Raw genomic sequence first — 14,561 nt, forward strand, 5'->3', positions numbered from 1 at the left:
CCCCGCATCCGGGCCCGGATGCGTGCGCCACCGCCTGTCCGTCGTTCGGGGACTCTCGTCCTGGGCTGTGTGACGCACGCCGCGCCCGCATCGTGGGCACGCCCGGTGGGCGCACGGAGGCGACGGGATAAGGTGGAGGCCGTCAGAACGACGCCCTGGGAGCTCGCCTCGAGGGGCACGAGAACCGACACCCTTTAACACCGTCCCGTGAGGCGGAGAAGGAGGTCGCCAGTGACTGCTGGCACCGGCATGCCCGGAACACCCGATCAGCCCGACGTCCCCGAGGGGACCGTCGTGCTCGGCGCGAGCGACGTCGCCCGCGCCCTCACCCGTATCGCGCACGAGATCGTCGAGCGCGCCAAGGGAGCCCAGGACGTCGTCCTGCTCGGTATCCCGACCCGCGGGGTCACCCTGGCCGCCCGCCTCGCGCAGCGGCTCGCGAGCATCGACCCCGCCTTCGACCCGGAGCGCGACCTCGGCGAGCTGGACGTCACGATGTACCGCGACGACCTGCGCCGCCAGCCCACCCGTGCGGTCGGCGTCACGCGGCTGCCCGCGGCGGGGATCGAGGGCAAGACGGTCGTCCTGGTCGACGACGTCCTCTTCTCCGGCCGCACGATCCGTGCCGCGCTCGACGCCATCGGCGACCTCGGCCGACCGCAGGCGGTGCGCCTCGCGTGCCTGGTGGACCGCGGTCACCGCGAGCTGCCGATCCGCCCCGACTTCGTGGGCAAGAACCTCCCCACCGCCCAGACGGAGCGGGTGCGCGTGCTGCTCGCGGAGGTGGACGGCTCGGACGCCGTGGTGATCAGCGGCCGCGAGCCCGGCGCCGCGACCCCGGGCGAGGGGGGCGAGCGATGAGGCACCTGCTCTCCACCGCGGACCTGGCCAAGGACGAGGCGATCGAGCTCCTCGACACCGCCGCGCAGATGGCCGCGACGCAGTCCCGCGAGATCAAGAAGCTGCCGACGCTGCGCGGTCGCACCGTGGTGAACCTGTTCTTCGAGGACTCCACGCGTACCCGCATCTCGTTCGAGACGGCCGCCAAGCGGCTGTCCGCGGACGTCATCAACTTCTCGGCCAAGGGGTCGAGCGTCTCCAAGGGCGAGTCCCTCAAGGACACCGCGCTCACGCTGCACGCCATGGGCGCCGACGCCGTGGTGGTGCGGCACTGGGCCTCGGGAGCCCCGTACCAGCTCGCGCACGCCGGCTGGCTCGACGCGGCCGTGCTCAACGCCGGCGACGGCACGCACATGCACCCCACGCAGGCGCTGCTCGACGCCTACACGATCCGCCGCCACCTCGGCGGCCACGGCGGCGGCCTGCGCCGCGGCGGGGACGACGGCGTCGGCGCCGACCTCGCGGGCGTCAAGGTCGCGATCGTGGGCGACGTCCTGCACTCGCGCGTCGCCCGCGCCAACGTGTGGCTGCTGCGCACGCTCGGCGCCGAGGTGACGCTCGTCTCGCCGCCCACGCTGCTGCCGGTCGGGGTCGAGTCGTGGCCCTGCCGGACGTCCTACGACCTGGACGCCACGCTCGCCGACTGGCAGCCGGACGCCGTGATGATGCTCCGCGTGCAGCGCGAGCGGATGTCCGGGGGCGCGGGCGCGTTCTTCCCGAGCCCGCTGGAGTACACCCGCTACTTCGGCCTCGACGGCCGCCGCCTGGCGCTGCTGCCCGCGCACTCGATCGTCATGCACCCGGGCCCGATGAACCGCGGCCTGGAGATCTCCGCCGAGGCGGCCGACTCCGAGCGCGCCGTCATCGTCGAGCAGGTCGCCAACGGCGTCGCGGTGCGCATGGCCGCGCTCTACCTGCTGCTGTCCGGCACCTCCTCGTCCGCCTCCGTGCCCGCTCCTGTGCCCACATCTCTGCCTGCCCCTGTCTCGAGCACCACCGAAGGGACCGCCCTGTGACCACGACCTATGTGCTGCGCGGGGCCCGTCCCCTCGGCGGCGAGCCCGCCGACGTCGTCCTCTCCGGCGGCGTGATCACCCAGGTGACGGCCCCCGGCGCCGCCGACGTCCCCGCCGGCGACGACGTCGTGGAGGTCGCCGCCGACGGACACGTCCTGCTGCCCGGCCTGGTCGACCTGCACACGCACCTGCGCGAGCCGGGCCGCGAGGACGCCGAGACGGTCGCGTCCGGCACCCGTGCCGCGGCGGCCGGCGGCTTCACCGCGGTGCACGCCATGGCGAACACCTCGCCGGTCGCCGACACCGCCGGCGTCGTCGAGCAGGTGTGGCGCCTGGGCCAGGAGGCCGGCTGGGTCGACGTGCACCCGGTCGGTGCCGTCACCGTGGGCCTCGGCGGCGAGCGCCTCGCCGAGCTCGGCGCGATGGCCGACTCCGCCGCCCGCGTGCGGGTCTTCTCCGACGACGGCAAGTGCGTGCACGACCCGATCCTCATGCGTCGCGCGCTGGAGTACGTCAAGGCGTTCGACGGCGTCGTCGCGCAGCACGCGCAGGAGCCTCGCCTCACCGAGGGCGCCCAGATGAACGAGGGCGTCGTGTCCGCCGAGATCGGGCTGGCGGGGTGGCCCGCGGTCGCCGAGGAGGCGATCATCGCCCGCGACGTGCTCCTCGCCGAGCACGTCGGCTCACGGCTGCACGTGTGCCACCTGTCCACCGCCGGGTCCGTCGAGATCGTCCGGTGGGCCAAGGGCCGCGGCATCGACGTCACCGCCGAGGTGACCCCGCACCACCTGATCCTCACGGACGAGCTCGCCCGCACGTACGACCCCACGTACAAGGTGAACCCCCCGCTGCGCACGGCCGAGGACGTCGAGGCGGTGCGCGCCGGCCTCGCCGACGGCACCATCGACATCGTCGCCACCGACCACGCCCCGCACACCCGCGAGGACAAGGACTGCGAGTGGGGCGCCGCCGCGTTCGGCATGACCGGGCTGGAGACCGCCCTGTCGGTCGTGCAGCAGACCATGGTCGACACCGGCCGCCTCACCTGGGCCGACGTCGCGCGCGTCCTGTCGACCAACCCCGCCCGGATCGGCCGGGTCACCGATCACGGCCGTCCGGTCGCGGTGGGCGAGCCCGCCAACCTCACGCTGGTCGACCCGGCCGCCGCCCGGACGGTCGACGGGGCCGCGCAGGCCACCGCGAGCGGCAACACGCCCTTCGCCGGGCGGGAGCTGCCCGGCCGCGTCGTGGCGACGTTCCTGCGCGGGCGCGCCACGGTGCTGGACGGCGCCCCGGTCGCCGCGCCGGCCGTCGGGCTCGGGGGCGCACGATGAACCTCCCCATGCCCGTGGCCGTCGGGATCTGGGTCGTGATCGGCGTCCTGCTCCTGCTCGTGATCCTCACGGGCCGGCGCCGGCTCGCCGCCCGCACCCGCGGCACCGTCCCCGTGCCCCCCGCCGTGCCCGAGGACCTCGGCGCCCTGCGTCTGGGCCCCCTCGACGCCACCTACGTCTCCTCGACGCTCGCGGGGGACTGGCTGGCCCGCGTCGGCGCGCACCACCTCGGCGACCGCTCCACCGCCCACGTGTCCGTGCACGACGCCGGCGTGCTCGTCGAGCGCGACGGCGCCCCGGACGTGTTCGCCCCCGTGGCCGCCCTGCGCGGCGTCGGCCTCGCCCCCGGCATGGCCGGCAAGTACGTCGGCGCCGACGGCCTGGTCGTCGTCACCTGGGAGGACCCGGAGACGGACGGCGTGCCCGCCGTCGCCCTCGACACCGGCCTGCGCACCCGCCTCGCGCCCGACCGCTCCCGCCTGGTCGACGCCGTGCGCCACCTCATGACCTCCGCCCCCGCACCGAAGGACGAGCAGTGACCTCCAGCTCCCTGACCAGCCCTGTATCGAGCCCGGCACCGAGCCCGGTACCCAGCTCCGGGCCGGGCACCGCGCCCGCGCCGCACGCGGCACTCCTCGTCCTCGAGGACGGCACGGTCGCCCGCGGCCGCGCCTACGGGGCCCGCGGCGCGACCTTCGGCGAGATCGTGTTCTCCACCGGCATGACCGGCTACCAGGAGACCCTCACCGACCCCTCGTACCACCGGCAGATCGTCGTGATGACGGCCCCGCACGTCGGGAACACCGGCATCAACGACGAGGACCCGGAGTCCGGCAAGATCTGGGTCGCCGGCTACGTGCTGCGCGACCCCGCGCGCCGCGTGTCCTCCTGGCGCGCGGACCGCTCCCTCGAGGAGGAGCTCGCCGCCCAGGGGGTCGTGGGCATCAGCGACGTCGACACCCGCAAGCTCACGCGCCACCTGCGCGAGCTGGGCGTCATGCGCGCCGGGATCTTCTCCGGCGACGCGCTGGTGCGCGAGGTCGCCCCCGGCACGTTCGTGGAGCGGTCGCTGCCCGAGCTGGTCGCCGAGGTGCAGGCCTCCCCGCAGATGGCGGGCGCCAACCTGTCCCCGGAGGTCACGACCGACGAGGCGTACGTCGTCGAGCCGTCGGGCGAGTTCGCCGGGCAGGCCCCGCTCGCGACCGTCGTCGCCGTCGACCTCGGCATCAAGGCCATGACCCCCGCGCGTCTCGCGCAGCGGGGCGTGCGCGTGCACGTCGTGCCCCAGTCGGCCACGATCGCCGACATCGAGGCCCTGCTGCCGACCGACGGCTCGCCCACGGGCGTGTTCTTCTCGAACGGACCCGGCGACCCGTCGTCGGCCACGCACGAGATCGAGCTCCTGCGCGGGGTGCTGGACCGCGGCATCCCGTTCTTCGGCATCTGCTTCGGCAACCAGCTGCTGGGCCGCGCGCTCGGCTACGGCACCTACAAGCTCGGGTACGGCCACCGCGGCATCAACCAGCCCGTCATGGACCGCACCACCGGCAAGGTCGAGGTCACCGCGCACAACCACGGGTTCGCCGTCGACGCGCCCCTCGACGCGGTGTCGAGGGCGCCGCACGACGCCGAGCGCACCGACGGCCGCGCCTACGGGCGCGTCATCGTGTCCCACGTCGGCCTCAACGACCAGGTGGTCGAGGGGCTGACCGCGCTCGACGTGCCGGCCTTCTCCGTGCAGTACCACCCCGAGGCCGCCGCCGGCCCGCACGACAGCGCCTACCTCTTCGACCGCTTCGTCGAGCTCATGACGAGCCGCGAGCCCGTGACCGTCCCCGCCGCCACGCTGGCCGCGCTGAAGGAGAACTGATGCCCCGCCGTTCCGACCTCTCCTCCGTCCTGGTCATCGGCTCCGGCCCGATCGTCATCGGCCAGGCCTGCGAGTTCGACTACTCCGGCACGCAGGCCTGCCGCGTGCTCCGGGAGGAGGGCCTGCGGGTCATCCTCGTGAACTCGAACCCGGCCACGATCATGACCGACCCGGAGTTCGCCGACGCCACGTACGTCGAGCCGATCACCACCGAGGTCCTCACCACGATCATCGCCAAGGAGCGTCCCGACGCCCTGCTGCCCACCCTGGGCGGCCAGACGGCGCTCAACGCGGCCATCGCGCTCGACGAGGCCGGTGTCCTGGAGCAGTACGACGTCGAGCTGATCGGCGCGAACATCCCCGCCATCCAGAAGGGCGAGGACCGCCAGCAGTTCAAGGACGTCGTCGCCAAGTGCGGCGGCGAGTCCGCCCGCTCCGTCATCGTGCACACCGTGGACGAGGCGGTCGCGGCCTCCGCGGACCTCGGCTACCCGATGGTCGTGCGCCCGTCGTTCACCATGGGCGGCCTCGGCTCCGGCTTCGCGTACGACGAGCGCGAGCTGCGCCGCATCGTCGGGCAGGGCCTGCACTACTCGCCGACCACCGAGGTGCTCCTGGAGGAGTCCATCCTCGGCTGGAAGGAGTACGAGCTCGAGCTCATGCGGGACAAGGACGACAACGTCGTGGTCGTCTGCTCGATCGAGAACGTCGACCCGGTCGGCGTGCACACCGGCGACTCCGTCACGGTGGCGCCCGCGATGACGCTCACCGACCGCGAGTACCAGAAGCTGCGCGACATCGGCATCGCCGTCATCCGCGAGGTCGGCGTCGACACGGGCGGCTGCAACATCCAGTTCGCCGTCGACCCGGACACCGGGCGCATCATCGTCATCGAGATGAACCCGCGCGTGTCGCGCTCCTCGGCCCTCGCGTCGAAGGCGACGGGCTTCCCGATCGCGAAGATCGCGGCCAAGCTCGCCGTGGGCTACACGCTCGACGAGATCCCGAACGACATCACGCGCGTCACGCCGGCGAGCTTCGAGCCCACGCTCGACTACGTCGTCGTCAAGGTGCCCCGCTTCGCCTTCGAGAAGTTCCCGGCCGCGGACCCGACGCTCACCACGACCATGAAGTCGGTCGGCGAGGCCATGGCGCTGGGCCGCAACTTCACCGAGGCCCTCGGCAAGGCCCTGCGCTCGATCGACAAGGGCGGCGTCGCGTTCCACTGGGACGGCGCCGCGCCGTCCGGTGCGGAGCTGGACCAGCTGCTCGCCGAGATCGTGCGCCCCACGGAGCACCGCATGGTCGGCGTGCAGCAGGCGCTGCGTGCGGTCGTCGCCGGGCACACGACGCTCGAGGCGGTCTTCGACGCGACGAAGATCGACCCCTGGTTCCTCGACCAGATCCTGCTCATGAACGAGGTCGCCGCGGATGTGGCCGCCGGCCCGACCCTCACCGAGGACGTGCTGCGCCGCGCCAAGCGGCACGGCCTGTCCGACGTGCAGGTCGCGCGCCTGCGCGGCATGGGCCCGGCGGGGGAGGCCACCGTCCGCGAGGTCCGACGGGCGCTCGGCGTCCGCCCCGTCTACAAGACGGTCGACACCTGCGCCGCCGAGTTCGCGGCACGCACGCCGTACCACTACTCGTCCTACGACGAGGAGACCGAGGTGGCGCCCCGCGAGCGCGAGGCCGTGATCATCCTCGGGTCGGGCCCGAACCGGATCGGCCAGGGCATCGAGTTCGACTACTCGTGCGTGCACGCCGCCCTGACCCTCTCCGAGCGCTACGAGACGGTCATGGTCAACTGCAACCCGGAGACCGTCTCGACGGACTACGACACCTCGGACCGTCTCTACTTCGAGCCGCTGACGTTCGAGGACGTGCTCGAGGTCTACGAGGCCGAGCTCGCCGCGGGCCCCGTCAAGGGCGTCATCGTGCAGCTCGGCGGGCAGACGCCGCTCGCCCTCGCGCAGCGCCTCGCGGACGCCGGCGTGCCGATCCTCGGCACGTCGCCCGAGGCCATCGACGCCGCCGAGGACCGCGGCATCTTCGGCCAGGTCCTGCTCGACGCCGGCCTTCCGGCCCCCGCGTTCGGTACCGCCCGCTCGCTGGGCCAGGCGCGCGAGGTCGCCGAGACCATCGGCTACCCCGTCCTGGTGCGCCCGTCGTACGTGCTGGGCGGTCGCGGCATGGAGATCGTCTACTCCGCCGAGCAGCTCACCGAGTACGTGGAGCGGGCTCTCGAGGCGGCGGCCGCGGACGAGCGCACGGCGGGCGGCCTGCTGCCGGCGCCGCTGCTCATCGACCGCTTCCTCGACGACGCGATGGAGATCGACGTCGACGCCCTGTACGACGGCGAGGAGATGTTCCTCGGCGGCGTCATGGAGCACATCGAGGAGGCCGGCATCCACTCGGGCGACTCGGCCTGCGTGCTGCCCCCCGTGTCCCTCTCGACGGCCGAGATCGAGCGCATCCGCCGCTCGACCGAGGCGATCGCGAAGGGCGTCGGCGTGCGCGGCCTGCTCAACGTGCAGTACGCGCTCGTCTCGGACGTCCTGTACGTGCTCGAGGCCAACCCGCGCGCGTCGCGCACCGTCCCGTTCGTGTCCAAGGCGACGGGGACTTCGCTGTCCAAGGCGGCGGCCCGGGTCATGGTCGGCGAGTCGATCGCCGAGCTGCGCGCGGCGGGCGTCCTGCCTGCCGAGGGCGACGGCGGGACGCTCGACCTCGGGGCACCGATGGCCGTCAAGGAGGCCGTGCTGCCGTTCAAGCGGTTCCGCACCGCCGAGGGCCAGGTCGTCGACACGGTGCTCGGTCCGGAGATGCGCTCCACCGGCGAGGTCATGGGCTTCGACAAGGACTTCCCGCACGCCTTCGCGAAGTCGCAGGCCGCCGCGTTCGGCGGGCTGCCCACCGCGGGCCGGGTGTTCGTCTCCGTCGCGGACCGGGACAAGCGCTCGATCGTCTTCCCGGTGAAGCGCCTCGCGGAGCTGGGCTTCGAGGTGCTCGCCACGTCCGGCACGGCGCAGGTGCTGCGCCGCAACGGCATCGGCAGCACGGTGGTGCGCAAGTTCTCCCAGGGCCGCGGCGCCGACGGCGAGCCCACGATCGTGGACCTCATCACCGACGGCGAGGTCGACCTCGTGGTGAACTCGCCGTCCGGCCAGGGCGCGCGCGCCGACGGCTACGAGATCCGCGCGGCGACGACGGCGGCCGACAAGCCGATGATCACCACCGTCGACCAGCTCGCCGCGGCGGTGCAGGGCATCGAGGCGGTCCGCGGCGGCCCGTTCGACGTCGCGAGCCTGCAGGAGCACACGGCCGCGACGCACGAGCGGCTCGGGGTCGGGACGACGGCGGCGGTGTCGGCATGAGCGCCGCGCCGGTGCCGTTCGGCACGCGGCTCGCCGCGGCGATGGACGCCCACGGGCCGCTGTGCGTGGGCATCGACCCGCACGCGTCGCTGCTGGCGGCGTGGGGGCTGGGCGACGACGCCGCCGGGGTGCGCGAGTTCGGGCTGCGCGTGGTGGACGCGCTCGGCGGGCGCGTGGCGGCCTTCAAGCCGCAGGCCGCGTTCTTCGAGCGGCACGGCTCGGCCGGCGTCGCCGCGCTGGAGGACGTGATCGCCGCGTCGCGGGCCGTCGGCACGCTGACGGTCGTCGACGCCAAGCGCGGCGACATCGGCTCGACGATGGGCGCGTACGCCGACGCGTTCCTGGACGACGGCTCCCCGCTCGCGGGCGACGCGGTGACGGTGTCGCCGTACCTGGGCTTCGGCTCGCTGGCGCCGGCGGCCGAGCTGGCCGCCCGCACCGGGCGCGGGATCTTCGTGCTGTGCCTCACCTCCAACAAGGAGGGGCACGAGGTGCAGCACGCCGTCGGGCCCGACGGCGTGAGCGTCGCGGCGTCGGTCGCCGCCCAGGCGGCCGTGCTGAACGCCGGCGCCGTCGCCGAGGGGCTGCCGATGGGCTCGGTCGGCCTCGTCGTGGGCGCCACCGTCGGTGACGCCGCCCGGGAGACCGGGACGGACCTCGTGGCCGTGCACGGTCCGCTGCTGGCGCCCGGCGTGGGCGCGCAGGGAGCGGGGGAGCGGGAGCTCGCCTCGGCCTTCGGGGACGCCCGCCGCCAGGTGCTCGCGTCGTCGTCCCGGGGCGTCCTCGCCGCGGGGCCCGACGCCGACGGGCTGCGCGCCGCCGCGGCGTCGGCCGTCGCGGACGCCCGGGCGGCGCTGCGCCCCTGACACCGCCCGTCCGCTCGAAGGGCCTGCCCCCGACGGGGGCGGGCCCTTCGTCGTTCCCGGGCGGGTCAGACCGCGCCGAGCTGCCACACGGACACGTGCCGCTCGCTGTCGGCGGTGAACGGCGTGCGGTCCCAGCCCTCCCAGCGGTGCACCAGGCGCATCCCCGCGAGGCGCGCCATGAGGTCCAGCTCGGCCGGCCACACGTACCGGAACGGCAACCACCGGAACCGGCCGGAGCCGTCGGGCCCGACGGTCACGTGGTTCGACGTGAACCGCTGGGTGACCACGTCGAGCCGGTCGAAGCCCACGTACCCGCCGCCCGCCGCGTCGGGCGCGACGGTGAACGGCACGGTGTCCTGCCCGGGCGGCATGCGTCGCAGGGGCGGCACCCCGACCTCGACGACGAAGTACCCGCCGGGGCGCAGGTGGGCCGCGGCGGTGCGGAAGCAGTCAACCTGGCCGTCCTGCGTCGTGACGTTCCCGATGGTGTTGAAGACGAGGTACGCGACGGCGAACTCGCCGGGCACGCGGGCGCTCGTCATGTCACCGATCGTCACCTCGACGCGGTCGCCGCCCGGCTTGTCCGCGACGCGCGCCGCCATCGCCCGGGACAGCTCGATGCCGTGCACGGGCACGCCGCGCAGGGCGAGCGGCGCGGCGAGGCGGCCGGTGCCGACCGCGAGCTCGAGGGCGGCGCCGTCGCCCGCCAGGTCGGCGAGCACGTCGACCGTGCGCTCGACGACCGCCGGGTCGAACTCGTCGTCGGACGAGGCGTCGTAGGAGGCGGCGACGCTCTCGGGGAACCACCCGTCGTCGGCGGCGTCCGGGGTCGCGTGGGGGTCGGTCCGCATGACCCGACCGTAGGCCGCGGCGCACGGGCAGCAGGAGTCTTTTCCGGGCAGGCGCGCGACCTGCGACGATGTCGTGACCCGAATGCCGCTTTCCTCCCGGTCGCGCGGCGATCCGTCCTGCGCTACGGATTGCCGCCTTCGCAGGTCGTGGCTACTTTCGAGGGAGCAGTTCCCTCAACAGGCGGACCGACAGAGTAGGTGACTTGCGTGGCTCTCCCCCCTCTCACCCCGGAACAGCGTGCTGCGGCCCTCGAGAAGGCGGCCGAGGCTCGGCGCGTCCGCGCGGAGATCAAGAACCGGTTGAAGTACTCCCAGGGCTCCCTCAAGGACGTGATCGAGCAGGGGCAGAAGGACGACGTCGTGGGCAAGCTCAAGGTGGTCTCGCTGCTCGAGTCGCTCCCCGGGGTCGGTAAGGTGAAGGCCCGGGCGATCATGGAGGAGATCGGGATCGCCGAGACCCGCCGGGTCCGCGGCCTCGGGCCGCACCAGGCTTCGGCGCTCATCGAGAGGTTTGGCTGACATTTCCGCACCACCCGCCGGCCGTCCGGCATCGCAGGACTCCCTCGTCACCGCACCCGACAGCACACCTGTCGCCGTGCCCGCGGGAGCGACGCCGGCCCGCCTGACCGTGCTCGCCGGTCCGACGGCCGTCGGCAAGGGCACGGTCTCGGCCGACGTCCGCGCGCGCTACCCGCAGGTGTGGCTGTCCGTGTCGGCGACGACGCGGCCGCCGCGCCCCGGTGAGGTGCACGGCGTGCACTACCTGTTCGTGTCGCCCGAGGATTTCGACCGGATGGTCGCCGAGGGGCAGATGCTCGAGTGGGCGGTGGTGCACGGCCGGCACCGGTACGGCACGCCCCGCGGCCCGGTCGAGGAGCACCTCGCCGCCGGCGTGCCCACCCTGCTGGAGATCGACCTGCAGGGGGCGCGGCAGGTACGGGAGGCCGTCACGGCGATGGGCCTCGCCGCGCAGTTCGTCTTCCTCGCCCCGCCGAGCTTCGACGAGCTGGTGCGGCGTCTGGTGGGCCGTGGCACGGAGGACGCCGAGGAGCGCCAGCGGCGCCTGCGCACGGCGCGGACGGAGCTCGCCGCCGAGGCCGAGTTCGACGTGACGATCGTCAACGACGACGTCACCCACGCCACGGACCGGCTCGCGCGGGTCATGGGCGTGACGTCCGCCGCACCCCGGGTCGCGCTGGAGGACGCCGGGCTTGGGGGGTCCGGGCCCGAGCGCGGGTAGGATGGACCGCTGACCCCCTGACGTCTCGTCACCGCGGCTGTCAGCGAACCCGTCACCGAACTTTGTCTCAACGTTTGTCTGGAGTGTGACCCATGGCCGGAACCGTGGCCCAGCCCATCGGCATCACCGACCCGCCCATCGACGAGCTGCTCGAGCGCACCGACTCGAAGTACGGCCTCGTGCTGTACGCGTCCCAGCGCGCCCGTCAGATCAACGCCTACTACTCGCAGCTCAACGAGGGCCTGCTGGAGAACGTGGGCCCGCTGGTCGAGACCCGCAACCAGGAGAAGCCGCTCTCCATCGCCATGCGCGAGATCAACGAGGGCCTGCTCACCTCGACGCCGGTCGAGGAGAAGCCCGCGGCCGCCGCGGAGCCGGTCGTCGAGCCCGGCGACGAGATCACCTTCTGACGGCCTGACGCCGGTCGGCGACCGGCGTCACCCTGCGGCGACGAGGTAGCGCGCGATGAGGATCCTGCTCGGCGTCAGCGGCGGCATCGCCGCGTACAAGGCCGTGCTGCTGCTGCGGCTGCTGCGCGAGGAGGGGCACGCGGTCCGGGTCGTCCCGACCGCGTCCGCCCTGCGCTTCGTCGGCGCGCCGACGTTCGAGGCGCTGTCCGGCGAGCCCGTCACGGACGAGGTCTTCGAGGACGTCGCGCACGTCCCGCACGTGGCGCTCGGCCAGGGCGCCGACCTCGTCGTCGTCGCTCCCGCGACGGCCGACCTGCTCGCCCGGGCGGCGACCGGCCGGGCCGACGACCTCCTCACCTCGACGCTCCTCACCGCACGCTGCCCGGTCGTGATGGCCCCCGCGATGCACACCGAGATGTGGGAGCACCCCGCCACGCGCGCGAACGTGGCGACGCTGCGCGAGCGCGGCGTCACGGTGATCGAGCCGGCGAGCGGCCGCCTCACCGGCGCGGACACCGGGCCGGGGCGGCTGCCCGAGCCGGAGGAGATCGCCCGCGTGGCCCTCGCGGCCGCGACGGGTGCGGGCGCCGCGGAGCCCGTGGGCGGGCACCACGGGGACCTGTCGGGCCGCACCGTCGTCGTCTCCGCGGGCGGCACCCGCGAGCCGATCGACCCCGTGCGCTTCATCGGCAACCGGTCCAGCGGGCGCCAGGGCGCCGCGCTGGCGGAGGCCGCGCGCGCCCGCGGCGCCCACGTCACGCTCGTGGCCGCGAACCTGGACGACGCCGTGTGCGAGGCCGCGCGGGCGGCGGGCGTCGTCGTCGTGCCGGTGGAGACCACGGCCGAGCTGCGCGACGCGGTGCGCGCGGGCGCCTCGGACGCGGACGTCGTCGTGATGGCCGCGGCGGTCGCCGACTTCCGCCCGGCCGACGTGCCGGACGCCAAGATCAAGAAGGTGCCGGGTTCGGGCCCGGCGCCGATCACGCTCGTGGAGAACCCCGACGTGCTCGCCGAGCTCGCGCACGACCGGCTGCACCCGGGTCAGCTCGTCGTCGGCTTCGCGGCCGAGACGGGCGACTCCGACGGCTCCGTGCTCGAGCACGGGCGCCGCAAGGCCCTGCGCAAGGGCGCGGACCTGCTCGCGGTGAACGCGGTCGGCTCCGGGCGCGGCTTCGGCGCCCCCACCAACGCCGTGACGGTGCTCGACGGCACCGGCGACGTCGTGACCGAGGCCGCGGGATCGAAGCGCGAGGTCGCCGACGCCATCTGGGACGTCGTGACGAAGACGTTGCCCGGCATCTGAGATTCACCCCAGCATGTGAGACATTTCCTGCCGCGAGGGCCTGGTCGGGCGCCCCGCTGCCCGTAGGCTGTCCGCCATGACCGATGCGCTGCGCCTCTTCACGTCCGAGTCCGTGACCGAGGGCCACCCGGACAAGGTGTGCGACCAGATCTCCGACGCGATCCTGGACGCGCTGCTGGCGCAGGACCCCCGCTCGCGCGTGGCGGTGGAGACGATGGTGACCACGGGGCTCGTGCACGTGGCGGGCGAGGTCACCACGGACGCGTACGTCGAGATCCCGCAGATCGTGCGCGAGGTGGTGCGCCGCATCGGCTACACCTCGTCGGCGATCGGGTTCGACGGCGACTCCTGCGGCGTGTCCGTGTCGATCGGGCAGCAGTCGCCCGACATCGCGCAGGGCGTCGACAAGAGCCTGGAGGAGCGCGACGACGCCTCCGGTCCGGGCCTCGACCGCGACCCCCTCGACGCGCAGGGCGCCGGCGACCAGGGCCTCATGTTCGGGTACGCCACGGACGAGACCCCGTCCCTGATGCCGCTGCCCATCTGGACGTCGCACCGGCTCGCCGAGCGCCTGTCGGCCGTGCGCCGGTCGGGGGAGCTGCCCGGGCTGCGCCCCGACGGCAAGACCCAGGTGACGGTCGCGTACGACGGCGACCGGCCGGTGCGGATCGACACCGTCGTGCTGTCCACGCAGCACGACGCCGACATCGTGCAGGAGAAGCTGCAGCGCGAGGTCGCCGACGTCGTCATCGCCCCCGTGCTGGCCCAGGTGGCCCAGGAGACCGGCGTCGAGACGTCCCACGCGCGCCTCATCGTCAACCCGACCGGCAAGTTCGTCGTCGGCGGGCCGCAGGGAGACGCGGGACTCACCGGCCGCAAGATCATCGTCGACACCTACGGCGGCATGGCGCGCCACGGCGGCGGCGCGTTCTCCGGCAAGGACCCGTCGAAGGTGGACCGGTCCGCCGCGTACGCGATGCGCTGGGTCGCGAAGAACGTCGTCGCGGCCGGGCTGGCGCGCCGGTGCGAGGTGCAGGTCGCGTACGCGATCGGCAAGGCCCACCCGGTGGGGCTGTACGTCGAGACCTTCGGCACCGAGACCGTGCCGACCGAGCAGATCGCCGCCGCCATCGAGTCCGTGTTCGACCTGCGCCCCGCGGCGATCATCCGCGACCTCGACCTGCTGCGCCCCGTGTACGCCGCGACGGCCACCTACGGGCACTTCGGCCGCGAGCTGCCCGGGTTCACGTGGGAGCGGACGGACCGCGTCGAGGCGCTGCGCGCCGCGGTCTGATCCGCCTTTCGCGCCTCAGGTCGCGGCCGCGTGGCGGGATGCTTCCTTCGCGCGGACGCGTTCACGGGCGCCAGGGCGCCCTCCACTTCGGGAGGGATACGTC

At 73.9% G+C, this 14,561-nt stretch carries 13 protein-coding genes; 12 read left to right on the forward strand and 1 reads right to left on the reverse strand.

Annotation, left to right across the window (positions count from 1 at the left end; genetic code table 11):
* Positions 1-249: 249 nt before the first annotated feature.
* The 7 genes from pyrR to pyrF are packed head-to-tail and all read left to right on the forward strand — an operon-like array spanning position 250 to position 9,360.
* Positions 250-861 (forward strand): bifunctional pyr operon transcriptional regulator/uracil phosphoribosyltransferase PyrR, encoded by a 612-nt coding sequence (gene pyrR, locus ACFQ80_RS21385; protein ID WP_430552640.1) that lies wholly within the window; start codon positions 250-252, stop codon positions 859-861.
* Positions 858-1,916: an aspartate carbamoyltransferase catalytic subunit gene (locus ACFQ80_RS21390; RefSeq protein WP_430552629.1), complete on the forward strand. Its 1,059-nt coding sequence runs from the start codon at positions 858-860 to the stop codon at positions 1,914-1,916. The genes pyrR and ACFQ80_RS21390 overlap by 4 nt, the downstream gene beginning before the upstream one ends.
* Positions 1,913-3,250, forward strand: coding sequence for a dihydroorotase (locus tag ACFQ80_RS21395; RefSeq protein ID WP_430565065.1), 1,338 nt, complete (start codon positions 1,913-1,915; stop codon positions 3,248-3,250). Before ACFQ80_RS21390 ends, ACFQ80_RS21395 begins: the two co-directional genes overlap by 4 nt.
* Entirely contained in the window at positions 3,247-3,789 is a 543-nt protein-coding gene (locus ACFQ80_RS21400; RefSeq protein WP_430565066.1) for a hypothetical protein, read from the forward strand. The genes ACFQ80_RS21395 and ACFQ80_RS21400 overlap by 4 nt, the downstream gene beginning before the upstream one ends.
* Complete coding sequence (carA, locus tag ACFQ80_RS21405; protein ID WP_430552632.1) at positions 3,786-5,120, forward strand: glutamine-hydrolyzing carbamoyl-phosphate synthase small subunit; 1,335 nt, start codon at positions 3,786-3,788, stop codon at positions 5,118-5,120. Before ACFQ80_RS21400 ends, carA begins: the two co-directional genes overlap by 4 nt.
* Positions 5,120-8,494, forward strand: coding sequence for a carbamoyl-phosphate synthase large subunit (gene carB, locus ACFQ80_RS21410; RefSeq protein WP_430565067.1), 3,375 nt, complete (start codon positions 5,120-5,122; stop codon positions 8,492-8,494). The genes carA and carB overlap by 1 nt, the downstream gene beginning before the upstream one ends.
* On the forward strand, positions 8,491-9,360 hold the full coding sequence (gene pyrF / locus ACFQ80_RS21415; protein WP_430565068.1) for an orotidine-5'-phosphate decarboxylase: 870 nt from the start codon (positions 8,491-8,493) through the stop codon (positions 9,358-9,360). The genes carB and pyrF overlap by 4 nt, the downstream gene beginning before the upstream one ends.
* A gap of 65 nt (positions 9,361-9,425) precedes the next feature.
* On the opposite strand, the gene ACFQ80_RS21420 is transcribed toward pyrF, so the two are convergent.
* The gene (locus tag ACFQ80_RS21420; protein WP_430565069.1) at positions 9,426-10,211 is read right to left on the reverse strand and encodes a class I SAM-dependent DNA methyltransferase; all 786 of its coding nucleotides are present in this window, start codon (positions 10,209-10,211) and stop codon (positions 9,426-9,428) included.
* Positions 10,212-10,418: 207 nt separating this feature from the next.
* Between ACFQ80_RS21420 and mihF the strand changes: the two genes are divergently transcribed.
* From mihF to metK, 5 genes are all read left to right on the forward strand, one after another.
* Complete coding sequence (gene mihF, locus ACFQ80_RS21425) at positions 10,419-10,730, forward strand: integration host factor, actinobacterial type (protein ID WP_380323750.1); 312 nt, start codon at positions 10,419-10,421, stop codon at positions 10,728-10,730.
* Positions 10,731-10,806: 76 nt separating this feature from the next.
* Entirely contained in the window at positions 10,807-11,451 is a 645-nt protein-coding gene (gene gmk, locus ACFQ80_RS21430) for a guanylate kinase (protein ID WP_430565070.1), read from the forward strand.
* Positions 11,452-11,543: 92 nt separating this feature from the next.
* Positions 11,544-11,861, forward strand: a complete 318-nt coding sequence (gene rpoZ, locus ACFQ80_RS21435; RefSeq protein ID WP_430552637.1) for a DNA-directed RNA polymerase subunit omega — start codon at positions 11,544-11,546, stop codon at positions 11,859-11,861.
* Between the two features lie 55 nt (positions 11,862-11,916).
* Positions 11,917-13,164 (forward strand): bifunctional phosphopantothenoylcysteine decarboxylase/phosphopantothenate--cysteine ligase CoaBC, encoded by a 1,248-nt coding sequence (gene coaBC / locus ACFQ80_RS21440; protein WP_430565071.1) that lies wholly within the window; start codon positions 11,917-11,919, stop codon positions 13,162-13,164.
* A gap of 76 nt (positions 13,165-13,240) precedes the next feature.
* The gene (gene metK, locus ACFQ80_RS21445; protein ID WP_430565072.1) at positions 13,241-14,458 is read left to right on the forward strand and encodes a methionine adenosyltransferase; all 1,218 of its coding nucleotides are present in this window, start codon (positions 13,241-13,243) and stop codon (positions 14,456-14,458) included.
* Positions 14,459-14,561 lie beyond the last annotated feature (103 nt).

The organism is Isoptericola sp. NPDC056578 (genome assembly GCF_042793275.1).
Taxonomy (GTDB): domain Bacteria; phylum Actinomycetota; class Actinomycetes; order Actinomycetales; family Cellulomonadaceae; genus Isoptericola.